Annotated in this window: 20 protein-coding genes and 1 pseudogene; 7 read left to right on the top strand and 14 right to left on the bottom strand. The window is 68.7% G+C overall.

The features are described 5' to 3' along the window. Positions 1–5: 5 nt before the first annotated feature. Positions 6–347, bottom strand: coding sequence for a hypothetical protein (locus BCL79_RS18550; protein ID WP_121043923.1), 342 nt, complete (start codon positions 345–347; stop codon positions 6–8). 207 nt (positions 348–554) lie between these two features. Between BCL79_RS18550 and BCL79_RS18555 the strand changes: the two genes are divergently transcribed. Then, positions 555–1,688 carry an SDR family oxidoreductase gene (locus tag BCL79_RS18555; protein WP_183073828.1) on the top strand — a complete coding sequence of 378 codons (1,134 nt, stop codon included), beginning with the start codon at positions 555–557 and terminating at the stop codon, positions 1,686–1,688. Here the strand turns inward: BCL79_RS18555 and BCL79_RS18560 are convergent. Beyond that, positions 1,645–2,790, bottom strand: a complete 1,146-nt coding sequence (locus BCL79_RS18560) for a serine hydrolase domain-containing protein (RefSeq protein WP_259462212.1) — start codon at positions 2,788–2,790, stop codon at positions 1,645–1,647. The two genes, BCL79_RS18555 and BCL79_RS18560, sit on opposite strands and share 44 nt — an antisense overlap. Before the next feature lie 207 nt (positions 2,791–2,997). On the opposite strand from BCL79_RS18560, the gene BCL79_RS18565 reads away from it, so the two are divergent. Both BCL79_RS18565 and BCL79_RS18570 read left to right on the top strand, forming a co-directional pair. Then, entirely contained in the window at positions 2,998–3,384 is a 387-nt protein-coding gene (locus BCL79_RS18565) for a BlaI/MecI/CopY family transcriptional regulator (RefSeq protein ID WP_019184134.1), read from the top strand. Positions 3,385–3,399: 15 nt separating this feature from the next. Then, positions 3,400–5,253, top strand: coding sequence for a M56 family metallopeptidase (locus BCL79_RS18570; protein ID WP_310793648.1), 1,854 nt, complete (start codon positions 3,400–3,402; stop codon positions 5,251–5,253). A 53-nt stretch (positions 5,254–5,306) separates the two neighbouring features. Here the strand turns inward: BCL79_RS18570 and BCL79_RS18575 are convergent, their stop codons facing one another. From BCL79_RS18575 to BCL79_RS18585, 3 genes and pseudogenes are all read right to left on the bottom strand, one after another. Continuing rightward, positions 5,307–5,642 carry an I78 family peptidase inhibitor gene (locus BCL79_RS18575; RefSeq protein WP_121043929.1) on the bottom strand — a complete coding sequence of 112 codons (336 nt, stop codon included), beginning with the start codon at positions 5,640–5,642 and terminating at the stop codon, positions 5,307–5,309. Between the two features lie 48 nt (positions 5,643–5,690). Beyond that, positions 5,691–6,806, bottom strand: coding sequence for a ribonuclease H-like domain-containing protein (locus tag BCL79_RS18580; RefSeq protein WP_121043932.1), 1,116 nt, complete (start codon positions 6,804–6,806; stop codon positions 5,691–5,693). Next, a pseudogene (locus BCL79_RS18585) lies at positions 6,803–9,282 on the bottom strand (DEAD/DEAH box helicase). The gene BCL79_RS18580 and the pseudogene BCL79_RS18585 overlap by 4 nt, the downstream one beginning before the upstream one ends. A 228-nt stretch (positions 9,283–9,510) precedes the next feature. On the opposite strand from BCL79_RS18585, the gene BCL79_RS18590 reads away from it, so the two are divergent. Further along, a complete protein-coding gene (locus BCL79_RS18590; RefSeq protein WP_121044050.1) occupies positions 9,511–9,948 on the top strand; it encodes a hypothetical protein in 438 nt (145 codons plus the stop codon). 43 nt (positions 9,949–9,991) lie between these two features. On the opposite strand, the gene BCL79_RS18595 is transcribed toward BCL79_RS18590, so the two are convergent. The 9 genes from BCL79_RS18595 to BCL79_RS18635 form a co-directional block, all read right to left on the bottom strand. Next, positions 9,992–11,821, bottom strand: a complete 1,830-nt coding sequence (locus tag BCL79_RS18595; RefSeq protein WP_121043935.1) for a hypothetical protein — start codon at positions 11,819–11,821, stop codon at positions 9,992–9,994. After that, a complete protein-coding gene (locus BCL79_RS18600) occupies positions 11,818–13,995 on the bottom strand; it encodes a hypothetical protein (RefSeq protein ID WP_121043940.1) in 2,178 nt (725 codons plus the stop codon). The genes BCL79_RS18595 and BCL79_RS18600 overlap by 4 nt, the downstream gene beginning before the upstream one ends. Continuing rightward, positions 13,992–15,110, bottom strand: a complete 1,119-nt coding sequence (locus BCL79_RS18605; protein WP_121043943.1) for a BatA domain-containing protein — start codon at positions 15,108–15,110, stop codon at positions 13,992–13,994. Before BCL79_RS18605 ends, BCL79_RS18600 begins: the two co-directional genes overlap by 4 nt. Next, complete coding sequence (locus BCL79_RS18610; protein ID WP_121043946.1) at positions 15,107–16,003, bottom strand: DUF58 domain-containing protein; 897 nt, start codon at positions 16,001–16,003, stop codon at positions 15,107–15,109. Before BCL79_RS18610 ends, BCL79_RS18605 begins: the two co-directional genes overlap by 4 nt. Positions 16,004–16,013: 10 nt before the next feature. Further along, entirely contained in the window at positions 16,014–16,997 is a 984-nt protein-coding gene (locus tag BCL79_RS18615; RefSeq protein ID WP_121043949.1) for an AAA family ATPase, read from the bottom strand. Between the two features lie 61 nt (positions 16,998–17,058). Beyond that, entirely contained in the window at positions 17,059–17,760 is a 702-nt protein-coding gene (locus BCL79_RS18620) for a DUF4159 domain-containing protein (protein WP_121043952.1), read from the bottom strand. A gap of 67 nt (positions 17,761–17,827) precedes the next feature. Next, complete coding sequence (locus tag BCL79_RS18625) at positions 17,828–19,162, bottom strand: TldD/PmbA family protein (RefSeq protein ID WP_121043955.1); 1,335 nt, start codon at positions 19,160–19,162, stop codon at positions 17,828–17,830. 20 nt (positions 19,163–19,182) lie between these two features. After that, the gene (locus BCL79_RS18630; RefSeq protein ID WP_121043958.1) at positions 19,183–20,817 is read right to left on the bottom strand and encodes a TldD/PmbA family protein; all 1,635 of its coding nucleotides are present in this window, start codon (positions 20,815–20,817) and stop codon (positions 19,183–19,185) included. 132 nt (positions 20,818–20,949) lie between these two features. Beyond that, on the bottom strand, positions 20,950–22,578 hold the full coding sequence (locus BCL79_RS18635; RefSeq protein WP_183073829.1) for a TldD/PmbA family protein: 1,629 nt from the start codon (positions 22,576–22,578) through the stop codon (positions 20,950–20,952). Between the two features lie 144 nt (positions 22,579–22,722). Between BCL79_RS18635 and BCL79_RS18640 the strand changes: the two genes are divergently transcribed. The 3 genes from BCL79_RS18640 (at position 22,723) to BCL79_RS18650 (ending at position 25,108) form a co-directional block, all read left to right on the top strand. Further along, a complete protein-coding gene (locus BCL79_RS18640) occupies positions 22,723–23,346 on the top strand; it encodes a DUF938 domain-containing protein (protein WP_121043961.1) in 624 nt (207 codons plus the stop codon). A gap of 92 nt (positions 23,347–23,438) precedes the next feature. Beyond that, the gene (locus BCL79_RS18645; protein ID WP_121043964.1) at positions 23,439–24,077 is read left to right on the top strand and encodes a tetratricopeptide repeat protein; all 639 of its coding nucleotides are present in this window, start codon (positions 23,439–23,441) and stop codon (positions 24,075–24,077) included. Between the two features lie 113 nt (positions 24,078–24,190). Then, positions 24,191–25,108: an AEC family transporter gene (locus BCL79_RS18650; protein WP_121043967.1), complete on the top strand. Its 918-nt coding sequence runs from the start codon at positions 24,191–24,193 to the stop codon at positions 25,106–25,108. The last annotated feature ends 6 nt before the right edge of the window (positions 25,109–25,114 follow it).

Raw genomic sequence — 25,114 nt, forward strand, 5'->3', positions numbered from 1 at the left:
AGCGATCAGCCGCAGTAGAGGGCGGTGATGTTGTTGGTACGACCGGTTTCGATGGTCAGCCTTTCGCCGCCCTGCTCTGCACCCGGGGTGGGATTGGCCGCGCCACTGGCAGTGGCGCCACTTGCGGCACGCTCGCTGCGCACGACGAGGACCTGCAAGCTGTCGCTGTCCACGCGGGCACGTTCGACCGTGGCTTGCGATGCCGCCAGGCCCACGGCGCCGCGGACCTTATCCACGTGGCACTGGCCGGAAATGACGCCGTCGATCGGCTGGACCTGCGCGATGGGGGTGCTGCTGCAGGCGGAAAGAGCAAGGACGGCCACAGCCGCGGACAGGTAACGAAGCATGCGACGCACTCCATGGGAATTGCGCTCAGGGTGCATCGGTGGCCGTATGCGGCGCATGAATCCTCTACACGGTATGGGCACGCTCCATTCACCGTGCCTGGCCGCATGGATGACCATAGTGGAGGTGCGCACGGCCGACCCGGGATTCCCGACACGGCGCGCATTCGAGTTTGTTCCACGCATCTGATCCGGCAACAGGAGTCGAGCATGGCCACGGCCAAAACCCGTAAGACCACCAAGACCCCCACCTCCCGCAAGCGTGCGCGTCCGGCGGAGGCGGCTGCTGCGGCGGCCGAACCGCGCACCCGTACCCCGGTCGTCAAAACCGCGACCCGCAAGGCCGCCGCCACCGATCCGCGCGCTGCGCGCGTGGCGGCCCGCCAGCGCCGTCTGCAGGACCAGGAAAAGGCCAAGGACGCGCGTGCGGCGAAGAAGGCCGCGAAGGCGACCCCCACGAAGGCCGCCAAGAAGGCGACCCAGGCCGGCACGCGTCGCCAGCCTGAGAAAATGCCGGCCGAGCAGCTGGCCAAACCCGGCTACGAACACGAGATGCAGCTGGCCCCACGCTTCCTCGCGCCGGACTACCAGGGCAGCGGCAAGCTCAAGGGCAAGCGCGCGATCATCACCGGCGCCGACTCCGGCATCGGCCGCGCGGTGGCCGTGCTGTTTGCCCGCGAAGGGGCGGATGTGGCGGTGCTCCACCTGGATGAAAAGAAGGACGCGAAGATCACCCGCGAGCACGTCGAGAAAGAAGGCGGCCGCTGTGTGGTGATCGCCGGCGACGTGCGTGATCCGGCGTTCTGCAACAAGGCGGTGAAGCAGGTCGTCAAGGCATTCGGCGGGGTCGACATCCTGGTCAACAACGCGGCCTTCCAGCTGCATTGCGATCGTCTGGAAGACCTCGAGGACGAGCACCTGCAGGAAACCCTGCAGACCAACATCGGCGGCTACATCCAGATGGCGCGCGCGGTGCTGCCCCACCTGGGCGAAGGCGCGAGCATCATCAATACCGGCTCGGAGACGGGCCTGTTCGGCAGCAAATCGTTGCTGGACTACTCGGCCACCAAGGGCGCGATCCATGCCTTCACCAAGGCGCTGGCCAGCCAGTTGCTGCCGCGCGGCATCCGGGTCAATGCGGTGGCGCCGGGCCCGGTCTGGACCCCGCTCAATCCGGCCGACAAGAAGGCGCCGGATGTCGCCGAGTTCGGCCAGGACAGCGACATGGGTCGCCCGGCGCAGCCGGAAGAACTGTCGCCGGCGTACGTCTTCCTCGCCTCGCCGATCACCGCCAGTTACATCAGCGGCGTGATCCTGCCGGTGATGGGCGGGCCGCGCGGCTGACCGCCGGCGCCTGCGTACCGGCACCATAGAACGCGGCGATCTGCGGAATGAAGGTCTGCGGGTTGGCCCCGACCAGGTTGGTCAGCACCACGATGGCCAGCCCCTGGTCGGGGTACACGATGAACGCCGAGCGTGCACCGCCCATGCCGGCCACCTGACGCTGTGGTGCGCGTTGCAGCACCGCCCAGCCGGCGCCCCATGCGCCGTCGCTGCCGTCATTGAGCCGTTCCGGGGTCCACATCCGGCGGGTGCTGGCGGCGTTGACCAAGCGGTTGCCGGTCAATGCGACCAGCCACTTGGCCACGTCGTCGGCAGTGGTCAGCATGCCGCCGCCAGCCCACAGGCCGGGAGTCATGTCGTAGAACCAGTGCGAGAGCCGTGGCGGGGCGTCCGGCGCATCGGTGCGGCGCGGGAACCAACTGTAGATGGTGGCGTTGTTGGCGATCAGATCGTAGCTGTCGCCGAACGTGGATGACGGCATCCTGGCCACATCGAACTGGCGCGTGGCCACGTACCGGTCGTATGGCATCGCGGCCTGTGCGGCGATGATTCGTGCCAGCAGCACGTAGTTGGTCTGGTTGTAGGTGAAGCGCGTGCCGGGCGCAGCGTCTACCGGGCGTTGCGTCACGGCGGTCCAGGCGGCCGCCTCGGTCCCGCCGCCGAGCAGGCCCTGTGCATCCAGAATGTCCGGCAGTCCCGAGGTATGCGCCAGCAACTGGCGCACCCGCACGCTGCGCCACGCGTCGGGCAGGTCGGCGAGATAGGCCGAGATCGGCGCATCCAGGTTCACCTTGCCTGCTTCGGCCAGCTGCATCATCGCCACCGCGGTGAATGACTTCGTGGCCGAGTTGAGCGGGAAACGCGTGGCGCGCGTGGCCGGCAGCGCGTTCTCGACATTGGCCAGCCCGTGGCTGTCGGACAGCACCACCTTCCCGTCCTTGACCACGGCGATCTGCAACCCGGGAATACGCAGCGCGTCCATGGTCTGGCCGATGAACTGCCGGGTCTGCTGGTTGGCGGTCTCCACGCTGCCGGCGTGCGCGTGCACGCCCAGCGGGAACAACAGGGCGACGATCATGATCACGCGATGGGTGGAACGCATGCGGCGGGTCCTTGGCGAAGAGGGCGCGATGCCAGGGCGGAATGCCCCAGCTCGAAGGCTTGGATGCGGGCCGGGGCGAAAAGGTTTAAGGCGCACGGCATGCCCATCGCGCAGCGCCTACCGTTCGTCGGCACGGTCCGTCCGGCACTTGACGACACCTGTAGTCACTGGCACGGTAGCGACACGTGTAGTCATAGGGAGTGCGCCATGCGCGGCAAGACGATCGGGGACCAGGAACTGGCCCTGCTGCAGTACATCGCGGAACAGGACCGCCCCAGTGTCGGGGAGGTCGCCACCGGCTTCGGGGAGCCGCGCGGGCTGGCACGCTCGACCGTGCTGACCATGATGGAGCGCCTGCGCGCCAAGTCGTACCTGAGCCGGAAGCAGGTGGACGGCGTCTACCGCTATGCCACCACCAGCGGCCAGGACAGCGTGGTGCAGGGCGCCGTGGCCAGCTTCGTGGAGAAAACGCTGCAGGGCTCGGTCTCGCCGTTCGTGGCCTTCATGTCGCACAAGGTGGATGTCAGCGATCAGGAACTGGCCGAGCTGGAAGCGCTGGTCGCACAGTTGCAGTCACGCAAGCGGGAGGGCTGAGCCATGGACATGATGATGAGTGAACTGCTGATGCGGCTGGGCTGGACCAGCGTGCAGAGCGCGGTACTGGCGGCGCTGGTGTGGGGCGTGTGCCGGCTGGTGCCGCAGCTGCCGGCGGCCACCCGCTGCCGGTTGTGGTGGCTGGTGGCCGCGCAGGCCGTGCTGGGTCTGGTCTGGAGCAGCCCGCTGGAACTGGCCGTGTTGCCGGCCCCGGCGGCCGTGACGGCACCGACGATGGCGCTGCCCGCGTTCGATGCCGCCGTGCAGGCTGCGCCGGTCACCTACGCCGCCAATGCGGTCGAGACGGCGACAATGACAGCGTCCTGGCCCTTGCTGCTGCTGGCCGTGTGGGCTGCTGGTGTGCTGCTGATGCTGGTGCACAGCCTGCGCGGCTACCGCGCCAGCCGCGCGCTGGTGCGCAGCGCCACAGAGTGCACCGACGCCGGCCTGCAGCAGGCGCTGCAGTTGGCCGCCGAAGCGCATGGCCTGCGGCGCTCGCCGCAGCTGAAACTCTCCGCGCAGATCCGGTCGCCGCAGTTGATCGGCCCGTGGCGGCCGGTGCTGCTGCTGCCGGCGCGCGAGCTGCCGACCATGTCGGCGGACGATCTGGACATGGCGCTGACCCACGAGCTGATCCATCTGCAGCGTCGCGACCTGTGGTGGGGCCTGCTGCCGGCGCTGTCCCAGCACCTGTTCTTCTTCCACCCGCTGGTCCACGTGGCGGCCCGCGAATATGCGTTGGCGCGCGAAGAAGCCTGCGATGGTGCGGTGGTGGCCGGACATGATCACTGCCGCCATGACTACGGTCGCCTGCTGGTGCAGTTGGGTGTGGCGCCCCGTCCCGCCGTCGGCGTGGCCAGCGCTTCGCCGAACCTGCGCAGTCTCAAGCGCCGGCTGCTGACGCTGCAGCAGACCCGCAGCGTCCCGCGCGTGGCCTCGCTGGCAATCACCGCGCTGTTCGTGGTGATCGGTATTGCACCGTTGCGTCTGGTGGCTGCACCGCCGCCGCCGGCCGCGCCCCAGGCACCGGTCGCACCGACCGCGCCGACCGCGCCGACACCCCTGCCCGCACCTGTGGCCCGGCCGGCACCTGCGCCGGTCCCCGCGCCCGAGCCGATGCCGGCACCAGAACCGTTGCCTGCTCCGGAACCGCCCGCCGCGCCCGCTGCGCCGGAACCGCCGAAGGACCTGGATGACGGGATGTCCTTCGTGACCCACGGTAAACTCGACATCAGCCGGCAACCCGCGCAGGCCTTCGTGTTGATCGGTGGCGAGAGCAATTTCGTCGACGCCTCCGTCGCTGATCTGAAACAGGCCCGACGCGATGCCGGCAACGATCAACCGGCCCTGTGGGTGCGCCGAGGTCAGGATCGCTATCTGATCCGCGATCCCGCAGTACTCAAGGCGCTGGGGCAGGCCCAGACGCAGGTCGCCGCGCTGGGAACGGCACAGGCCGAGCTGGGCAACCGCCAAGCGGTGGTCGGCCAACAGATCGCGGCGGCATCGATGCAGATCACGGCCGATGCAATGGCCTCGGTGGATGTCAGCGCGGTGGTCAACAACGCTATCCGCGAGGCCGGCCTCGACGCCGCTGTCGAAGCCGACCGGGCGGCACGCCAGGGTGCCCGCCAGTCACGCGCCGCTGCCTCCGCTGCCAGCCAGGCCGCACGCGAGGCACGTACCGCCTCGGCCAGGGCCGTAGACGCCCGACAGATTGCGCTGGTGGCGCGTGAGCAGGCTGAACTCGGCAAGGAACAGGCGCGCCTGGCACAGCAGCAGAGTGTGGCCTCGGCGCGTGCGGTGCGCGACGTGCGGGCCGCGATCGATCAGGCGCTGGCCAACGGAAAAGCGCAGCGCGTACGCAACTGATCGGCACACGCCAGCCACGGCGGCCTGCGTGCCAGGTCGCCGGTTGCAACCGATCACCCGCAGTTGGCGCGCACGATCCTGTTCTGTTCGTCCACTTCGATGCTGAGGCGGTCTTCGCGGTAATCCATGGTCATCGCCATGCCCGGCTTGAGCACGCGGGCGTTGCGGGCACCGCTGTCCTTCACCGCCTTCTGGATGACCGCCTCGGTGGCGGTCTGCCCGGCCAGGCCGGTGAGCTTTTCCGGATCGCACTGGCCGCCACTGCCGGCCACCGCGGGTGGGGCGGTCGAGGTCGGGCTGTCAGGCGGCGTCGCGGCGGTCTTGGCCGGAGGACTGCAGGCGGCCAGCGGCAGGGCACAGCCCAGGGCGAACAGAAGGTTCAGGCGCATGTGGTGGTCCTCCCACGGTAAGTACCCGCAGTGTCCGTGGGCCGGCCTTTACACCGCGTCAATGGCCTGCAGCGCCAACGTCTCCCGGTCGCGCTGTTCCTCGGCCACCAGCCGCCGCATCAGAAGCGCCAGGGTCACCACGTCCTGGTGGTTGTGCTCGGCTACCCGGCGCAGGTTCACCGCACTGCCGCCGCGCAGGTAATTCAGCCACGCAGCCGGGGCCTCCGAGCCGGGCAGATCGTCTTCGCGCACGATCTGCAGCAGCTGGCGCTCGATCGTGGCCAGCCGGCAGTTTTCCCAGGTGCCGCGATAGCGGCGGCGCGTCGGGAACAGCAGATCGACGTGATCCAGTGGCGTGATCGGGCAGCGCTGCCGGGCCAGCCGATAGCGCGTCTTGAGCAACGGCGCGTCGTAGCAGCGCCCGTTGTAACTGGAGAACACCGTGCTCGGCTGCAGCCAGCCGGCGAACTCGCGCAGCATCGCGGTTTCCGCGGCCATCGTCGTCATCAGCAGCTGGCGGATGCGCAGGCCGTCGCCGCGGTCGGGATGCGTGTGCCAGTCCGCCGCACCGATCATGAAGGCGCGGGTACCGGTGCCGCCGGCCAGGCCGGTGGTTTCGGTATCGAAGAACAGCAGGTCCTGCGGCTGCACCTGCTCGCCTTCGCGCTTGGCGAAGGCCAGCGACAACGGCTCGGTCGGAATGGCTTGGGTAACGAACGATTCGATCAGGAACAGGCCCGGCGCGATTTCCTCACCGGGCACATGCCGATCCTTGGCGTTCTCGCGCGGGGTGGCGGTGCTGAGGCCGCGATCGCGAAGGCCGAGCAGACGGCGCAGGCCACCGATCTCCGGCTTGCGCAGCGCGGGAACAGGATCAGGAGGAACAGCGGGAACTGCCGGTGCGGTCTCGCGTGCGGCCGCGCCGGTTGGCTTGTGGCGGATCTCCTGCTCGACCCAGCCGAAGACGGAGGCCGGTGCGGGCGTACGCGCACGCGCATCGTTGGCGGCGGCCGGAAGCGGGGCGCTGCCCGTGCCGCCGGGAGCGCCCGTGTCAGCGGCAGCGGATCCGCGCCCAGGGGCGATGGTCGGACCAGAGGCAGGCGCCGCCGTCGCATCACCGGCCTGCCGGCGCAGCAGGCGCAGCTTGTCCAGGCTCAGGCTCACGGGGTCACCACCTCGGCGCTACGGTGCTCCTGCTCTTCAGCAGACGGCAGCGCGGCGCTGTCGAACAGAGCCAGCACCTTCAACGCCAGCGCCTTGGGCGTGGTGGCATCGTCCTCCTGACCGGCCAGCACCGGGCCGACGCAGGCCGGGCAGCCGGCCTTGCAGTCGCAGCCCTGCACCAGCTCGCGCGCGCGCAGCAGCAGCTCGGCCTGGCGCACCCACAGCGGCTCGCTCAGGCCCACACCGCCGGGGAAGTTGTCGTACAGATACACCGTCGGCACGAACTGCTGCTGCAACTCGATCGCGCTGGCATCGAACTCGGCGCCACGCAGTTGCCCCCGCCCACTCTGGTCGGCCACCGCGAACCACGCGCCATCGCCATTGCCGACGGCCTTCTGCAGATCGCGCGCATCGGCCATCACCGCCACCGTGGCGACGATGTGCAGCGCGTAGGCCGCGCCGAGGAAACCGTCCAGTGCTTCCTGCTTGCTGTCGAACGCGGTCAGCAGCAGCGCCTGCGGCAACTGCCACCACACCGCCGTGGTGTGCAGCTCCTGGTCGGGCAGGTTGACCGGGCCATAGCCGATGTTTTCGTGCGTGTAATAGCGGATCTTCTTGTAGCCGGCCACGCGGCGCACCACGTGCACTTCGCCGTGGTGCGAATCGCCGCGCCCGGCGATGCAGCCGTCGAAGCGGTCCAGCACCTTGAGCTTGGTGAAGTCGATGCTGTCGGTGTAGTAGTCCACGTGGGTGCGGGTGACGTAGGCCTTGCGGCCTTCCCAATCCAGCCGCTCCACCTGGTAGGGGGTGGACTGCACCATGTGGATGGCGCCTTCATACAGCGTCAGCGCGGCGGCGGAGTAATCCACCTCGGCGATGATCTGCTGCTTGCCGTCGCTGCGGTCCACCACCACGAAGTTGCCATCGGCCACCGAGCGCAGGCTGACGGCGTTGGCCGGGTAGCTGTCGGCGATCCATTCCCAGCGGTCGCCTTCGCGATGCACCACCTCGGTCTCGGCCAGAGCTTCCAGGAACACCAGCGGGTCGATCGGGCCGAACGGATCGCCGGCCAGGAACGGCAGCTCGAAGGCGGCACAGCGGATGTGATCGAACAGGATCAACGGCTGGTCCGGCGCGATGCGCGCATGCTCGGGCGAGGCTTCGGCGAAAAAGTCTGGATGCCGCACCACGTATTGGTCCAGCGGCTGCGAGCTGGCCACCATCACGCCCAGTGCGGGCTGCTGGCGGCGGCCGGCGCGGCCGAAACGCTGCCAGGTCGCGGCGACGCTGCCCGGGTAGCCGTTGAGGATGACCACGTCAAGGCTGCCGATATCCACGCCCAGCTCCAGTGCCGAGGTGCTGACGATGCCGTCGATCTGCCCGGCGCGCATCGCCCGCTCGGTCTCCCGCCGCTCCGTGGGCAGGTAACCGCCCCGGTAGGCGCGGATGCGGGCCGGCTTGCGCGGGTCGTGGTCGAAGATGTCCTTGAGGTACTTGGTCAGTACTTCGACCATCAACCGGCTCTGCGCGAAGATCAGGGTCTTCAGCCCGGATTTGATCGCGATGCGGGCGATGCGGTTGCTCTGCGAGCGGGCCGAGGCCCGCAGGCCGAGATCGGCATTGACCACCGGCGGGTTCCACAGCAGCACGTGCTTGGGCCCGGTCGGCGCGCCGGATTCGGTGATCGCAGTGACCGGCGCTTCGATCAGCGCCTCGGCATGCGCCTGCGGGTTGCCGATGGTGGCCGAGCACAGGATGAACTGCGGCTCCACCCGTAGAACGCGCAGATCCGCTTGAGCCGGCGCAGCACGTTGGTGACGTGGCTGCCGAACACGCCGCGGTAGGTGTGCACCTCATCGATCACCACGTAGCGCAGGTTCTCGAAGAACTGCGCCCACTTGGTGTGATGCGGCAGGATCGCCTGATGCAGCATGTCCGGGTTGGAGACCACGATGTCGCCGTGCAGGCGGATCGCCTGGCGCGCATCACCCGGCGTATCGCCATCGAAGGTGAAGGCTTTGACCCCCAGGTCGCCGGCGCGGTTGAGCTCGAGCAGCTCGGCCACTTGGTCCTGGGCCAGCGCCTTGGTCGGGAACAGGTACAACGCCTTGGCCTTGCCCTGCATGGCGGCGCTGACCACCGGCAGGGTGTAGCACAGCGATTTCCCGCTGGCGGTCGGGGTCACGATGGCCACGTGCTCGCCCCGCTGGCTGGCCTCCCAGGCCTCCGCCTGGTGGCTGTACAGCTGCTCGATGCCGCGTGCCTTCAGTGCGCTGACCAAGGCATCGGGGACATCGGTCGGGATCGGCGCGTACCGGCCCTCGCGCGCGGGAATCGTGAAGCTGCCGGTGATGCGGTCGTGGTAGCGGCGCTGCAGGCGCGAGGTCAGCAGCGCACCATCGCGCGAGGGCAGCCCTTCGGTGGTGGCGAGGCGGCGCTCGGCGTCCTCGGTGCGCTTGGCGAGTTCGTAAGCCATGGTCACAACGGTCTGCAAAGGACGCTATGGAAACATGACCGCGTCTCAATGTCTGAGACATTGCGCTGCGCCGGGGTGAATGGTTCAGTGCCTGCCGGCGTCGCTTGGACAGCTGCCAGCAACGAAATCTGACACCGGCATCCGTATCCTTGGTGGCAGCCCGCTACCAACACGGACGGAGTCGCTGTGGCATTACGTGAATATCAAGGCTTGGCAGTGCTTGCGGGTTTGCTGCTGGCCGCTGCCGGGCAGGCCCAGCAGGCCGCCGTACCTGAACCCGTGGAACCGCCGCCCGCGACAGCGCAGGGGGATGTCACCACGCTGGGCGAGGTGCGCGCCCTCAAGCCCGACGACGAACCGCTGGATCTGTACCGCTTCAAGAATCCGGTGCAGGTGCAGCCGAACCGCTTCAGCCGCACCTGGAGCGAGCCCCCGTCGCCCGAGCAGGTCAGCATGAGCGGTGGCTATCTGATGATGGGCATCAACAAGGGGCTGGCCGCCGCCGCCCAGGGCGTGAACAAACTTACTGGCGGACCCGATCAGATCCAGTCCGCGACCGCGCGCCCACCGCCGGAGCTGACCGAGGAAGAGCAGCGTCGCGCGCAGGAGGTGTGTGTGCAGCAGGGTGGGTGCCCGGCGCTGCCGGAGCCCGGCGGAACACCCTGACGGTTACCCCACTCGCACTGTGGGACTCAACGCTGTGCGCGCGTCAGCCTGCTGTCACCCCCCGTCGTCGCTCCAGCCACCACAGCAACCCTGCCGCCAGCACGAAGGCGAGCAGCCACGGCCACCGTGCGCCCGGCGTCTCGACCACGCCAGCCGATGAAGCGGCGGCGCCGGTGGCCAGGCGCTGGGCAGTCGCGTCGCGCAGCTGCTGACGATACAGCGGTCGCGCGCTGGCCGGATCGAACACGTAGAACGCGTGGCGGCGTTCGCCCTGCTGCAGCTGATGCCAGCCCGGCTGGTTCGGCCAGTAGCCGGCGCAGCGCTCGGGACCGCTCGCCGGATCAAGCTGCAGGGGGATGAGCGCGCCATCCGGTGCACGCACCTGTGCAGTCACCTGCAGCTGGCACAGCGCCATGCGCTCGCCGGCCCACGGCGTGTGGGTGCCGATGCGTGGCACATCCGCGGCAGGAAGCGGGCGCGCCACGCTGGCCAGCACGCTGCTCCACACCTCGGCGTGGCGATCGTCGCGGCCGGCCAGCACCAGTCGATAGCTGTCGGTGATGGGCAGGAGCGCAACGCGGCCGCGTCCGAGAACGCGGTAGCCGCCGACGGCAGCGCCCTTGTCATCGTGCAGCAGGGCGGCTGCATCGGTGGCCTTGAGAGTCAGCTGCTCCAACACTGGCAGCGCAGCCTGATGCGAGGCGGTGTCGGCTTCTTCGACGTAGGCGGTGGTGTCCGACGCGGGCCGCTGGGGGCCACGGCGTGCCTGCAGCAGAGCGGCATCGGCGTCGGCCGGCAGGGTCAGGGGGGCGGCCTGGTTGTTGCCGCTGACGGGCATGCCCCAGCCGCGCAGCGCCTGGCGCGCGCTGTCGCTGAGGGGGCCACTGGTGCGGACGAGCACGCCCAACCCGGCGCGGATCGCCTGCTGCAGTGCGCTGCGTTGCGCGGCCGACAGCCCGGCCAGGCTGCGCTCATCCAGCAGCACCACATCGGTCTCGGCCAAGGTGGCAGCGGTAAGTGCGATCGGTGCATCGCCAAGTGATACGCCACCGCCCGCGTTGGCCTGCGCCTGCACCCGCAGCCCGGCATCGGTGGCCCAGCGGCGCAGGTACTTGAACTCCGGGCCGGGTGCACCGGCCAGCAGCAACAGGCGAGGCGTTGCGGCGGCGGCGGTGTCCACGGGAACGGCAAGCGTATCGATCACATGCTGTTCGGCGTCGAGCAGGCGCAGGCCGAACACGCTCTGTCCGGCAACGCGGGCCACACCGCTGAGTTGCACCTTCCCTTCGGCATCCGGCGTGGCCCTGTCGATGACCACACCGGCGGGATCCACCAGTTCGGCGCGCGCGCCTGGCACGCCCTGCGTACGCGCGCTCACGGTGAACACCGCACCGGGCGCAGTGACCGCCGGCGGCTGCAGCGCGATCCAGCCCTGCGGCGCGTTGGGCGATTCGATACGCACGCCACGGGGCAGCGCGACATCGCGATCGCGGGCCGACAGGCCATCGCCGATCAGCCGAAGGGAAGTGGCACCCGGATGCTGGCGCAACACGGTGGCCAGGTCGGGTGCTGCGAGGGCGTCTGCCACCTTCGTCGCTTCCGGCAGCGCGACCACGGTCTCCCCCGGCGCCGCCGACCAGCGCACCTGATCGGCCGCGCCAGTCAGCACGGTCAGCTGGCCACCGGCCACGCGCTGCATCGGTGGCACCAGGGTCAGGTAGAGCAGTACGGTCACCACGGCCTGCAACAACAGCAGGGTGGCGAACACGCCGCTTGCCCGGGCCGGTCCACGCCACTGCTGCCAGCACAGACGCGCACTGGCCAGCGCCAGTACGGCGAGCAGCGCGATCAGGATCCAGCGCGGTTCGCTCACGGTGAGGCCTCCAGGGCATCCAGGTAGCGCTGACCCATGGCATCCGGTGCGATGCGACGAGGGACCTGCGGCAGCGGCCGCAGCAGCGCACGCCACAGCTGCGCACGCAGGGCCTGATGGCAGTCGGCGCAGTCCGGGGTGATGCGCAGTGTTTCGATGGCGGCGGCCAGGCCCAGCGGGTCTGGCAGGCGTGCTTCATTGCGCCGCAGCCACTGGGTCAGTGCATCCAGATCCGGCGCGCTGGCGGGATCGGCAAGCTGCTGCCAGACCTGCACGATGGCCTGGTCGGGTGCTTCCAGCGCACGCAACGGCAACGTGCGGCTGGCCAGGTCGGCGCGCTCGCCGGTCATGCGCCGGCCCTCGTCGATCGGCGGGAGCTCCGGGCCGACCCGCGCCAGGTAGATGCGTTCGGCCTGCTGCACTTCCTTGATGAAACCCAGCGCCTTGTAGGCGTAGGGCAGGGCGCGCTCGGGCTGGCCCTGGCGCAGCTCGCCTTCCGACGACCACATCTGATCGAGCGCCGCCTTCAGCGTGGCGCGCGTCTTGGGATCGAGCAGGGTGGCCGCCTCGGCGTGATCGTGGGTATGGCCGTATTCGGCGAGCACATCGGTGGCGCTGCCGAACACCGCAGCGCTGCCGTCGGTCGTGGCGCCGTGGTCGTGGCCGTGATCATCGTGCCCGCCCTGCGCCTGGGGCTTGGCAGGGTCGGCATCGTGGCCGTGATCGTCGTCGTGCGCGGCCGGCGGCGTGTCGCTGGTCGGCAGGGCATCGCTGGTCGGCGGTGGCTTGGCCCCGCCTTCGCTTTCCTCGCCGAGGAACTGGCCGTAGCGCAGGCGCAGGATGCGCTGGTCCACGCCGATCGCATCGGCGCGTTTGACGAACTCCTCGGCCGGCAGCTTGCCGCGCAGTTTGATCAGCGCCTCGGCGTCGATGATGATCTGGCGCTGGCTGCGGAAGTACGCCGGCAGGGTTTTCTTGACCATGCCCTCCATGTCGGTGCCCTGGATCTCCGCGGCACTGGGCAGGCGCAGGATCACGCTGCTGCTCTGAGCCGTCTGCGCGGTGGGCGTGTGGGTGTCGCGCACGGTCAACTGGGCGATTACGTCGTTGCCTTCGGTGGCGCCCAGCGCGGCGAGATCCAGCGTGCGGGCGAAGCGCCGCTGCGTTGCCGGGCCGGTGCCGGTCAGGGTGAAGGTCTGCTCGCGGAAGGTGATGTTCTCGCCGCTGCCCTGGGCCAACGTGACCTTCAACTGTGCGGTGGCGACCACACCGTAGTCGTCGCTGGCTTCGAACTGCAGCGGCCACTGGCGCTGGCCGGGCGTGCCCAGCACGAGGCTGCGGTCCGGGGCGATCACACGCACCACCGGGGGGCGATCGGGCACCACATCAAGTCGATATAGGCGGGTGTCGCGCAGGGCGGGTTCGGTGACCACGCGGTACAGCGCCGGACGTGTTGCGGTCCACTGTGCGGTCCACTGTTCGCCATCGCGCTGCAAGGCGATGCGCTGGCCATCGTGGAACTGCAGGGTCGCGGTCTTCGGCTGCGCGGAGAAACGCAGCGACCAGTGCAGGCGGCTGTCCTGCGCGACCTTGCCATCCAGCGCGCTCTGCACGCGCGCGGGCTGCCCGGTGTAGGAAGGGGCGGTGATCTCCAGCCGGGTGGAACGCAGCTGCGGCGGTTGCGCCGGTGTGGCCGGCGGTGCCGCGGCGCTTGGGAACAGTGGCGCCGCGTTCTGGTCGCGCGGCCAGCCGAAGGCCAGGGCCATGGCCAGCAAGGACATCACCGCCGACGCCAGTACCCAGCGCCACGGCCAGCGGGGCCGCAGCTCGGGCAGGCGCGACTGCAGTGCCGCCTCGACATGCGAGCGCTGGCGCTGCTGCAACGGGTTCAAGGTGTCGGGGGTCGCGAACAGCAGGTCGGCACTGTCCTGCGCCACCGCGTGTTCATCCAGGCGGCGAACCAGCCAGTGGCGATCGAGGCGGCGCGCGCGCCAGGTGGCCAGCCCGACGCCGACCAGCAACGTCAGCAGCAGGATCACGGTGAACGCATTGAACCCCGCGATCGGCCATGCAACGGCACTGAGTGCCAGCGCGATCGGTACCGCGACGACGGCGGTGATCCACCACTGGCGCCGGCGAGCGCGCTGCCAGCCGCGCTGGATGATGGCGTTCATGCCCCCGCTCCACGGCGCGGCGAGGCGGCCACCACCCGTTCCAGCGCGAACAGCAACACGATCAGCGCCAGCAGCCACGGGGTCAGCTCACGCGGCAGCGGACGCGGCGTGGCGCCACCGCGCACTGGCTGCTGTGTCGCCGCGGCTGCGAGCGTGGGCGTGGCGGGTGCGGCGACGACCGCCAGCAACTGGCGCGGGAAGCCGGGATCGCGCAGCACCGGCAGCGCCGTCGGCGTCAGCGGCGCAGTGAAACGCAGCAGGCGACCACTGCCCTCGAGCCGCTGTTCCAGTACCAACGTGCCGTCCGCATCGCGCAGGGCGGGAGTCCAACCCTCCCCAGTAGAACCCGACGCGACCAGCGCGCTGCCGCCCTGGCGCACCCACGCTTGCCAGGCGGCAGGCAGCGGCGCAGCGGCGAGCCACACGCCGATCTGCCCGGCGTCCGGGGCGGTACCGGCACCGCGTGCGGGAGACAACCCCTGGTTGGACCATGCGCGCTGGAACGCGGCCAACACGCGTTGCTCGCCTTCCGCGATCTCGCCACCGACCTGCAGCACAGGCAGTGCCGCCGTGCGCGCGCGGGTCGGTGCCATGAGGATCGGCCGCCAGTTCACGGCACGCGACAGGCGCGGGCGCTCGCCATCCAGCCCGGGCATCGGGTCAGGCACGTATACCGTCAGCGATGCGCCGGCGGGCAGGCGCTGATCCAGCTCGCGCAGCAGGCTGGCCAGCGGTTGATGGGGCGCCGGCGCGCCGTCGGCCAGCGCAGGGAAGCCAGGCGCGAGCCATCGCCAGTCCCCTTCGGCATCCTGGCCACGCAGCGCCGCCCCGTCCAGACCGGGGGCGACCACCGTGACCGCGTGGGTATCGGCCGCGCCCCCGTGCAGCACCGGCCGCGCCAGCAGCAGGGCCAGCGCGGCAAGCAACAGCAACCGCACCAACAGCAGCGGCCACTCATCGAAACGGACGTTCTGGCGCGGCCGGATCCGGGCCCGCAGCCAGCGCAACGCGGCGAAATCCAGCGGCGCATATTGGTGGCGCCGCGCCAGGTGGATCAACAGCGGCACCAGCCAGGCGGCCAGTGCGAGCAGGCCGAGCGGGAACAGCAGGCTCACGCGCCACCTCCGGCGCCGAGCAGCACACGCAGGGGCTGATCCAGCGGCTGGTCGAGATAGCCGGTGGCGTGCACGATGCCGCTGCTCTGAAGACGCGCCTGCAACGCACGCTGCGCAGCGTCGAAGCGGGCCAGGTAGTCCTCTCGGATCGCACGGCCGTCCCCCAGCAGTTCTTCGCCGGTCTCCGGATCGCGGAAGCGGTGGCCCTGGGTGAACGGGAAATCGCGCTCTTCGGCGGTCAGCAGCTGCAGGTGCAGCACTTCGCGACGGGCGGCCGCCAGCCGTTCCATCAGCACGATGCCGGCCTCGTCGAAACCATCGCCCAGTGCGACCAGCAGATCGCCGGCCTGCACGCGCTCCCAGATCGGCGCCAGCGAGGTCACCGGCGGCCAGCTGCCACTGGCCTGCAGCTGGCGCAGCAGCAGGTGCACGCGGTCACGTTGGCGCGGGCCGTGCCCGGCGGGCACCAGCTGCACGCCGCCGCCGCTGACCACGATCGCGCCGAAGCGGTCGCCCTGCTGCAGGGCCAGTTCCACGAGGCAGGCGGCGGTCGCGCAGGCGTGGTCCAGCCGCGACGCGTCCGGTCGCGCGCGATCACGCTGCCCCGCCGAGGCGGTCGCATCGATCAGCACCCAAGCCGTGATCGGGCTCTCGCGCTCGGATTCGCGTACGAAGAACCGGTCCGAGCGCGCGTAGAGCTTCCAGTCGATCTGGCGCAGCTCATCACCGGGTTCGTAGGCACGGTACTGCGCGAACTCCAGCCCGGCACCGCGGCTGCGGCTGGCGTGCTGCCCGATTCCGTGCGCACCGCGCGCACGGCGTGGCAGCAGCCGCAGCGCCTTGAGGCGGCTGCGGACATCGGCGGGGATCGCGATCGGTGCGGTGCGGCTCACGGCGTGTGGATCACCCCGGGAACGGCACGGCCTGCAGCAGCGCGGCGACCACATCGTCAGCGCTCTTCTGCTCGGCTTCGGCGGCAAACGACAGCAACAGCCGGTGACGCATCACCGGCGCGGCCAGCGCCTGCACGTCCTCGCGGGTCGCGGCAAAGCGGCCCTGCAGCAACGCACGCGCCTTGGCCGCCAGCACCAGCGACTGCCCGGCACGCGGGCCGGCGCCCCACTTGATCCACTGGTTCACCGCCGCCGGCGCATCGCGGCCAGGACGGCTGGCACGCACCAGGCGCGTGATCCAGGTGAGGACGTCTTCGCTGATGTGGACCTGGCGCACCGCGGCCTGCAGCGCCAGTACCTCCTCGGCGTCCATCACCTTGGGCACGCTGCCATTGGCGCTGCCGGTGGTCTGCAGCAGGATGTCGCGCTCTTCCTGCTCGGTGGGGTAGTCCACCCGTACGTGCAACAGGAAGCGGTCGAGCTGGGCTTCGGGCAGCGGGTAGGTGCCCGCCTGTTCGATCGGGTTCTGCGTGGCCAGCACGAAGAACGGTGCGGGCAGCGTATAGGTGGTGCCGGCGTAGCTGACGGTGCGCTCCTGCATCGCCTCCAGCAGCGCGGCCTGGGTCTTGGGCGGGGTACGGTTGAGCTCGTCGGCCAGCAGCAGGTTCGTGAAGATCGGGCCCTTCTGGAAGCGGAAGTGCCGGTGCCCGGTGCCGTGGTCTTCTTCCAGCAGCTCGGTGCCGAGGATGTCGCTGGGCATCAGATCGGGCGTGAACTGCACGCGCCGGAACTGCAGCTCCAGCGCCTGCCCGAGCGAGCGCACCAGCAGGGTCTTGCCCAGCCCGGGCGCGCCTTCGAGCAGGCAGTGGCCGCCGGCCAGCAGGCCGATCAGCAGCTGCTCGACCACCGCGTGCTGGCCGACCACGGCCTGGGCCAGCGCGCCGCGCAGCTGCTGCAGTTTGGGAAGAAGGGCATCAAGGCGGTCGGTCGTCATAAGGCACTCGCAGGATCGGCGTAGAGCCACGCCATGCGTGGCTGAAAAAGCAGGAAGAAGCTCAGCTGTTCAACGCATACATCACGATGTTGACGGCGAAGCGGGTGTTGTCTTCGGCCAGGAAGCGCTTGTTGCGCCAGTCGTAGTCCCACTCGCACCCGTAATCCTTGTTGCTGTAGAGCACACCCAATCGACCATCGATCTGGATGCCTTTGAGGTAATCGTGGACCAGATCATCGCCCCAGCCATTGAGCTCGAACCCGGTGGCCGGTGGGCCCTCGGGGAAGCGGAAGAAGCTGCGGTACAGCGCATGATTGTTCGGGAGCTTGCCCAGCGCCCTGGGCCCGAACAGCTTGGCCATCTGCGCTTCGAAGGAGGTGGCGAACAGGCCGTCGATGTCGTGGTTGCAGTCATCGACGAACACGAAGCCGCCATTGCGCACGTAGCGTACGAAGTTCTGCCGTTCGGCTGCATTGAACTCGACCAGCTTGTGGCCGGCCAGGTAGCAGAACGGCGCCTCCAGCATGCGCGGATCGGACAGCGCGATCACGTGCTCGGTCGGGTCCACGCGCAGGGAGGTGTAATCGATCAGCGAGGTGATCACGTTGGACGGCATGCGCGCATCCACGTCCCAGTCGCCGGAGTCGTACTTGAGGCGGGTGAACCAGAAGTCGTAACGCCCGGCCTGGGCGCGTGCCGGCGCGGGCAATGCCGCGAAGGCGGCACTGCCCAGCATCAGGCGCAGGAACTGTGCGCGGTTCATCGCCACGCACGTTCCCGGGTGTCACCGGCCAGACGAAGAGACGGCCAGTGGCCGTCACGACCGTTCATCAGACCGCGTCGGACAACGAGGTGAAGGTGAAATCGCGCAGCTTCATCGGCGGAATCATCATCACCAGGCTGGACTCGTCACCGGCCACACGCACCGGCTTGCCCAGCTCTTCGATGTTGTTGAGCATGATCACCGGCGACTCATTGAACCGGAAGTTCTTCACCGGGTGCTTGATCTGGCCGTTCTCGATGTAGAAGGTGCCATCGCGGGTCAGGCCGGTCAGCAGCACGGTCTGCGGATCGACCATGCGGATGTACCAGGTGCGGGTGACCAGGATGCCCTTCTGGGTGCCACGCACCAGCTCGGCGGTGCTCTTGTCGCCACCGGCCATCAGCAGGTTGCCCGGCCGCGCGTTGGCGGTCTTGCCCTGCTTCTGCGCCCAGAAACGCGAGTAGTTGAGGTTGGCGATCCTGCCGTCCTTGATGATGTCCAGCTTTTCGCGCGGCTGGCCTTCGTTGTCCCACGGCAGCACGGCCGCGTCCGGGTGCCACGGGTCGGCCACCATCGTCACACGCGGGTCGTAGACCTGTTCGCCGAGCTTGTTGCCGCCGCCCTTCTTGGAGAGGAAGCTGCGGCCTTCATCGGCCGAGCGCGCATCGAAGAAGTTCATCATGAAGCTGATCAGGCCGGCCGCCGCCGCCGGCTCCAGGATCACCGTGTACTTGCCCGGCTCCAGGGCCTTGGCTTCGGCCGATTCGGTAGCCTTGCGCATGGCGATGCGGATGTCCTGGTCGGCCTTGAAATCGGCCGCGTCCTTCACACTGCGCCCCACCCAGCCCGAGCCACGCCCGTCTTCGGTACGCACCGTGCAGGTGTAGTTGAAATTGGTGCCGCGCTGGTAGCCGAAGTTGCGGTTGCTGTTGGCCGTTGCATAGAAGCTCTGGCCATCTTCCAGGAAGCCGGCGGCGATCAGGCCGTTGCCCCGGCAGGGCGCGATCGAGTCGGCGGCGACCTTGGCGCGGAAGGCCGGGTCGATGGCCGCGGTCGATTCGCTGAAGGTCGGGCTGGCAGTGTAGGTCTGCTTGCCGATGGCCGGCATGAACTCGGGGTTCTCCGGGGCCAGGCGGGCCAGATCTTCGGCACGGCGCACCACGCGTTCCAGCGCGGCGTCGTCGAACTCGTTGATCGAGGCGGTGCCGACGCGCTTGCCGAAGGCGACCGTCACGGCCAGCTCGGTGTTGTCGACGATGCCGCTGGTGGAGACATTGTTCAGTGCGAAACGGATGTTGCCGTCGATCGAGCCGGCCAGCACGGCGGTGCACTCATCGGCCTTGGAGAGCGCGATGACCTTGTCGAGGATGGCCTTGGCCTGGGCTTCGGTGAAGATACTCATGGATTGGGGCTCCTGACCGGTCAGCCGAGGCTGCGCGCGGTGTTGATGACGTTGATGCCGTTGAAGCGCGCGGTGGACGAACCGTGCGAGACCGCCGAGACCTGGCCGGGCTGGCCCTTGCCGTCGAAGAACGAACCGCCCAGGCGGTAGTCGCTTTCATCGGCCACGGCGGTGCAGGCGTTCCAGAACTCCGGCGTGCGGATCTGGTAGGCCACGTCCTCGAGCATGCGGGTGATCTGGCCGTTCTTGATTTCATAGAACAGCTGGCCACCGAACTGCGCGTTGTAGCGCTGCTGATCGATGGAGAACGAGCCGTCGCCGATGATGTAGATGCCGTTCTCGACGTCCTTGATCATGTCGGCCACGCTCAGTTTGGTCTTGCCCGGCGCCATCGAGACATTGGCCATGCGCTGGAACTGCACGCTGGACCAGGAATCGGCATAGCAGCAGCCGTCGGACTCGGTCTTGCCCAGGATATGGGCCTGGTCGCGGATGGTCTGGTAATCCACCAGCTTGCCTTCGCTGATCAGATCCCAGCGCTTGGTCTTGACGCCCTCATCGTCGTAGCCGACCGCACCGAGGCTGCCCGGCTGGGTCTTGTCGGCGAAGATGTTGACCTTGTCGCTGCCGTACTGGAAATGCTGCTCGCGCTTGTCCAGCGTGGCGAAGCTGGTGCCGGCGTAGTTGGCTTCGTAGCCGAGCACGCGGTCCAGTTCCAGCGGGTGGCCGACCGACTCGTGGATGGTCAGCCAGGTGTGCGACGGATCCAGGATCAGGTCGTACTTGCCCGGCTTCACCGACGGTGCCTTGAGCTTTTCCTGCGCCTGCTTGGCCGCGGCGATCGCATCGGCCTTCATGTCATAGGAGTTGCGGTAGTTGACCACGCCGTTGGGCGAGACCGCCTTGCCGGTGCCGACGCCATCAAGGTACTCGTAGCCCAGGCCCATCGGCGAGGACAGCCCGGAGCGGGTGCGGAACTTGCCGGTGCTCTTGTCGATCGCGGTGACCGTCATCGGTGCCCAGATGCGGTGCACATCCTGGTCGATGTAGGAGCCATCGGTGGAGGCGAAGTACTTCTGCTCGTTGACCAGGAACAGCATCGAGTTGACGAAGCTGGCGCCGGCGCCCATCGCGCCTGCATTGACGTCCAGCAGCAGCTCGACCTTCTCCTTGATCGGCACGTCCATCGCGTTCTTGCGGATCGGGGTGCGCCAGGACACTTCGCCCACGCCGGGCGCGGCCGCCAGCTGCACCGGGGCGGTCTGCACGCCGGCGTTGGCCTTGGCGATCGCAGCGGCCTGCTGCGCGGCACGCGCCACATCGGTGGTGCCGAGCTGGTTGGTGGCGGCAAAGCCCCAGGCGCCGTTGACGATCACGCGGATGCCCACACCGGTCGATTCGGTGTTCACCACGTTCTGCACCTTGTCCTCGCGGGTGATCACGTACTGGCGCAGGTAGCGGCCGATACGTACATCGCAGTAGGTCGCACCGGCCTGGCGCGCGGCGGCCAGGGCGGCATCGGCCAAGCGCTTTTTCAGCGCCGGATCGAGTGCGCTCTGCAGTTGCTCGGCGGCAATGACCTTGCCGAAGAACGACGGGACGATCAGTCCGCCAGCGGTAAGCCCGGTCAGGGCGAGAAAGTCACGTCTTTGCAAGGCAGCTCTCCACGTCGGTGTGGGGGTGGCAGGGAAACAGCGACATCAGGGCGACCGCCGCGGCGGCACTGCCGATTCTTGCGGCCGTACGGGCGCCGCGGTAGTGACATTCGGCATGGAGCGGGGACAGGCTCATCCCAGGCTGCGTGCGGTATTGATGATGTTGATGCCATCGAAGCGCGTGGTCGATGAGCCATGCGAGACCGCCGAGACCTGGCCCGGCTGACCCTTGCCATCGAAGAACGAACCACCGAAGCGGAAATCGCGCTCGTCGCAGATCGCGCTGCAGGCATTCCAGAACTCCGGCGTGCGGATCTGGTAGGCGGCGTCCTCGACCATGCCGGTGATCTCACCGTTCTTGATCTGGTAGTACAGCTGGCCACCGAACTGCGCGTTGAAGCGCTGCTGGTCGATCGAATAGGAGCCACGGCCGTGGATGTAGATGCCGTTCTCCACGTTCTTGATCATGTCGGCCACGCTCAGCTGCGCCTTGCCCGGCGCCAGCGACACGTTGGCCATGCGCTGGAACTGCACGCTGGACCACGAATCGGCGTAGCTGCAGCCGTGGCTCTCCTTCTCGCCAAGAATATGCACCTCGTCGCGGGTGGCCTGGTAGTTCACCAGGATGCCGTCCTTGACCAGGTCCCAGCGCTTGGTTTTCACGCCTTCATCGTCGTAGCCCACCGCACCCAGGCTGCCCGGGGCGGTCTTGTCGGCGAAGAAGTTGACGATGTCGCTGCCCCAGCGGAAGCCCGCATCGCGCTTGTCCAGCGTGGCGAAGCTGGTACCGGCGTAGTTGGCCTCGTAGCCGAGCACGCGGTCCAGCTCCAGCGGGTGGCCGACGTTCTCGTGGATGGTGAGGAACAGGTTGGATGGATCCAGCACCAGGTCGTACTTGCCCGGCTTGACCGACGGCGCTTTGAGCTTCTCCCGCGCCTGGCGGGCCGCGGCGATCGCATCCTCCACCGGATCGTAGGAATCACGGTAGGCGACCACGCCGCCCGGCAACGCGATCTTGCCGCGCGCGTCGCCATCGAGGAACTCGTAGCCCATGCCCATCGGCGAGGACAGCCCGGCGCGGGTGCGGAACTTGCCGCTGGTCTTGTCGATGGCGGTCGCGGTGAAGGGCAGCCAGATGCGGTGCACGTCCTGGTCGATGAAGGAGCCATCGCTGGAGGCGAAGAACTTCTGCTCGTTGACCAGGAACAGGGTGGAGTTGATGAAGTCGGCCCCGGCATTGAGCGCAGCCGCGTTCAGTGACAGCAGCATGTCGACCTTGTCCTTGAGCGGCACCGCCATCGCGTTCTTGCGGATAGGGGTCTTCCAGCTCACGTCACCCACGCCAGTGACCGGCGCCAGCTGCACCGGACGGGTCTGGATGCCGGCGTTGGCGCGGGCGATCGCTGCGGCCTGCTCGACCGTGGCCAGCACCGCGGCCGGGGTCTGCTGGTGGGTGGCGGCAAAGCCCCAGGCACCGTTGACGATCACCCGGATGCCGATGCCCGAGGATTCGCTGTTGGTGACGTTCTGGACGTTGGCCTCGCGGGTGATGACCGCCTGGTTGAGGTAACGGCCGATACGCACGTCGCAGTAGCTGGCACCGGCGCGCTTGGCGGCGGCGAGCGCGGCCTCGGCCAGCGCCTTGCGGCGGCCCACATCACCCGGCTCGAGCAGCTGCTCGGCGGCGATCAGCCGGCCATGCGGCAGTACCAGGCCCGCCAGGCCCATTCCAGACAGCGCTAGAAACTCACGACGTTGCACAGCTCACATCCCCCAAGGACGGCCGACGGCACGCAGGCCGCCGACATTGGACAAGTCTTCGACTTTCGGTGGCATCGCGTAGTGGCACAAGTGACTGCGGTCATGGTTGGATGGACATCGATTCCCTGCCGATGTGACATTCCGATGAGCCAGATACGCTGGTCCGAGGCCTGCGACCGCAACCGCGCGCCGATCCTGGCGGTGCTGCAGCGCCACCTCGCCGCCCGCCACCGGGTGCTGGAGATCGGCAGCGGCACCGGCCAGCATGCCGAACACTTCGCTGCGGCATTGCCCTACCTGCAGTGGCAGGCCAGTGATCATCCCGAGCACCTGCCCGGCATCGCCGCCCGGCTCCAGGCCGCCGGCCTGCCCAATACACCGGCGCCGTGGCCGCTGCAGGCGGCGCTGTCGCCCGCGCCCGGGCTGGGGCCGCTGCCGGACGCGCCGCTGGCGTTCGATGCGGTGTTCACTGCCAATACCCTGCACATCATGAGCTGGGCGCACGTGCAGGCGTTGTTCGCCGGGTTGCCTGCCGTGATGGCCGCGGACGCCGTGCTGTGCGTCTACGGCCCGTTCAACGCCCACGGTGCCTACAGCAGCGACAGCAATCGCCAGTTCGATGCGTGGCTGAAGGCGCGCGATCCGGCCTCGGGCATCCGCGATGCCGAAGCGGTGGATGCACTGGCGGCCGGGGTGGGCCTGCAGCTGGCCGAGGACGTGGCGATGCCGGCCAACAACCGCCTGCGGGTCTGGCGGCGCGCCGGGTAGATCCGACCGTCGGTCGGCCGCGCTTGGTGCCGGGCGTGCGCTGCGGTTAGGATCAGGAGGGGAGGTTGTTGTGACAACCTGGGGGAGTTTGCATGGCAGTTGCAAGACAGATGCTGGCCGGCGTGATGCTGGCCATGGGGGCTTGTGTGTTCAACGTGTCGGCGCAATCGCTGCCGGCGGTGCAGGAGTTCTACTTCGACAATGACCTTGCCGCCGCCCCGATGGTGGTGGTGCAGGGCGAGGGTGGGGATCTCGTTGACCAATTGATGAAACACCGCGAGCGCGGCCGCAAGACGCTGGAGGCCACCGTGCAGCTGGCGGGCGTAGCGATCGCGCAGGGCCGGCCGGAGCTGGGGCGCAGTCTTTACGAACAGGCCGCCACGACCGCGTCGGCCAGTTCGGTGCTGGGCCGTTCCGTGCGTTGGAACTATGGCTGGGACCTGTTCCGCCTCGGCGAGACCGACGCCGCACTGGCCCAGTGGACGGCGGCCCAGAACACGCTGCGTGGGAATCCCGGGTGGGTGCCGCCCACCTTCGCACTGGCCCTGTGGACGCTGGGCCGCAAGGCCGAAGCCGTGCAGTGGTATGCCGCAGCCGTGCGCACCGAGCCACAGCAGTGGAGCGGAACGGATCGCTATGCCGAACTGCTGCCGGGCTGGCGCGACAGCGAACGCAGCACGCTGGCCGAGATCCAGCGGGCGTGGGCGGAGAAGCCGCCCGCCTGGCCGTGATCGGGTCGGGCGGGCCCGCACATACGGGCCTGCCCCTTGGCGGGGCCGCCGTACCCTCCCGTTTCGACCATGGTCGGGGCGGCGGCCACTGCCGGATCGGCTAGGCTGTCGCGATGGCGTTCGATGCATTCCCTCTCATCCTGACCATGCTCGGCCTGGGCATGCTGTTCTCGCGTCTGCGCACGCTGCCGGACAACACTGCCGATGTGCTCAACCGCATCGTGCTGTACGTCTGCCTGCCGGCGGCGGTGCTGATCTACGTCCCACGGCTGCATCTGGATATCAGCCTGATCGGGCTGGTCGCCACGCCGTGGCTGTTGATGCTGTGTACGCTCGCCGCGGTGAGCCTGGCTACGCGCGTCTTCGGCTTCGCCCGCGACGTGCATGCGGTGCTGTTGATCTGCGTGGCGCTGGCCAATTCCAGTTTCATCGGCTACCCGATGGTGCGCGCGCTGCTCGGTGATCACGCGCTGCCCTATGCGGTGGTCTATGACCAGTTCGGCACCTTTGTGCTGCTGTCCACGTTCGGCCTGTATGTGATCGCGCGCTACAGCGGCGACACCCCGCCTACCGCCGCACAGATCCTGCTGCGGATCGCGAAGTTCCCGCCGCTGTGGGCGTTGCTGTTCGCGTTGACCCTGATGCCTGAGCAGCCACCGGGCTGGATCGGCACCGGGCTGAAGCAGCTGGCCGATGCGATGCTGCCGCTGGTGATGCTGGCGGTGGGTTTCTCCATCCAGCTGCGCCTGCCACTGGATGAGCTCAGGCCACTGGGCATCGGGTTGCTGCTGAAGCTGCTGGTGATGCCGGCACTGGCGCTGCCGATCTCCTGGGCGTTCGGCCTGCACGGCACGATGCTGCAGGCCAATGTGCTGGAGTCGGCGATGCCGACCATGATCACCGCCGCCGCACTGGCGATGTCCCATCGCCTGGCCCCGCGCCTGGCCGCCGCGCTGGTTGGCTACGGCATCCTGCTGTCGCTGGTGACGCTGCCGGCGTGGGTGTGGGTCTTGCAGCACCTGCCGGCGTAGCGCCCC

The organism is Stenotrophomonas rhizophila (assembly GCF_003651185.1).
Taxonomy (GTDB): Bacteria; Pseudomonadota; Gammaproteobacteria; order Xanthomonadales; family Xanthomonadaceae; genus Stenotrophomonas; species Stenotrophomonas maltophilia_Z.

What these genes read in the sequence shown, in the direction of transcription:
- BCL79_RS18600 (WP_121043940.1), bottom strand. Translation starts at nt 13,995, where the DNA reads ATGAACGCCATCATCCAGCGCGGCTGGCAGCGCGCTCGCCGGCGCCAG.
- BCL79_RS18620 (WP_121043952.1), bottom strand. Translation starts at nt 17,760, where the DNA reads ATGAACCGCGCACAGTTCCTGCGCCTGATGCTGGGCAGTGCCGCCTTC.
- BCL79_RS18575 (WP_121043929.1), bottom strand. Translation starts at nt 5,642, where the DNA reads ATGCGCCTGAACCTTCTGTTCGCCCTGGGCTGTGCCCTGCCGCTGGCC.
- BCL79_RS18625 (WP_121043955.1), bottom strand. Translation starts at nt 19,162, where the DNA reads ATGAGTATCTTCACCGAAGCCCAGGCCAAGGCCATCCTCGACAAGGTC.
- BCL79_RS18565 (WP_019184134.1), top strand. Translation starts at nt 2,998, where the DNA reads ATGCGCGGCAAGACGATCGGGGACCAGGAACTGGCCCTGCTGCAGTAC.
- BCL79_RS18550 (WP_121043923.1), bottom strand. Translation starts at nt 347, where the DNA reads ATGCTTCGTTACCTGTCCGCGGCTGTGGCCGTCCTTGCTCTTTCCGCC.
- BCL79_RS18615 (WP_121043949.1), bottom strand. Translation starts at nt 16,997, where the DNA reads ATGACGACCGACCGCCTTGATGCCCTTCTTCCCAAACTGCAGCAGCTG.
- BCL79_RS18570 (WP_310793648.1), top strand. Translation starts at nt 3,400, where the DNA reads ATGAGTGAACTGCTGATGCGGCTGGGCTGGACCAGCGTGCAGAGCGCG.
- BCL79_RS18640 (WP_121043961.1), top strand. Translation starts at nt 22,723, where the DNA reads ATGAGCCAGATACGCTGGTCCGAGGCCTGCGACCGCAACCGCGCGCCG.
- BCL79_RS18560 (WP_259462212.1), bottom strand. Translation starts at nt 2,790, where the DNA reads ATGCGTTCCACCCATCGCGTGATCATGATCGTCGCCCTGTTGTTCCCG.
- BCL79_RS18555 (WP_183073828.1), top strand. Translation starts at nt 555, where the DNA reads ATGGCCACGGCCAAAACCCGTAAGACCACCAAGACCCCCACCTCCCGC.
- BCL79_RS18645 (WP_121043964.1), top strand. Translation starts at nt 23,439, where the DNA reads ATGGCAGTTGCAAGACAGATGCTGGCCGGCGTGATGCTGGCCATGGGG.
- BCL79_RS18650 (WP_121043967.1), top strand. Translation starts at nt 24,191, where the DNA reads ATGGCGTTCGATGCATTCCCTCTCATCCTGACCATGCTCGGCCTGGGC.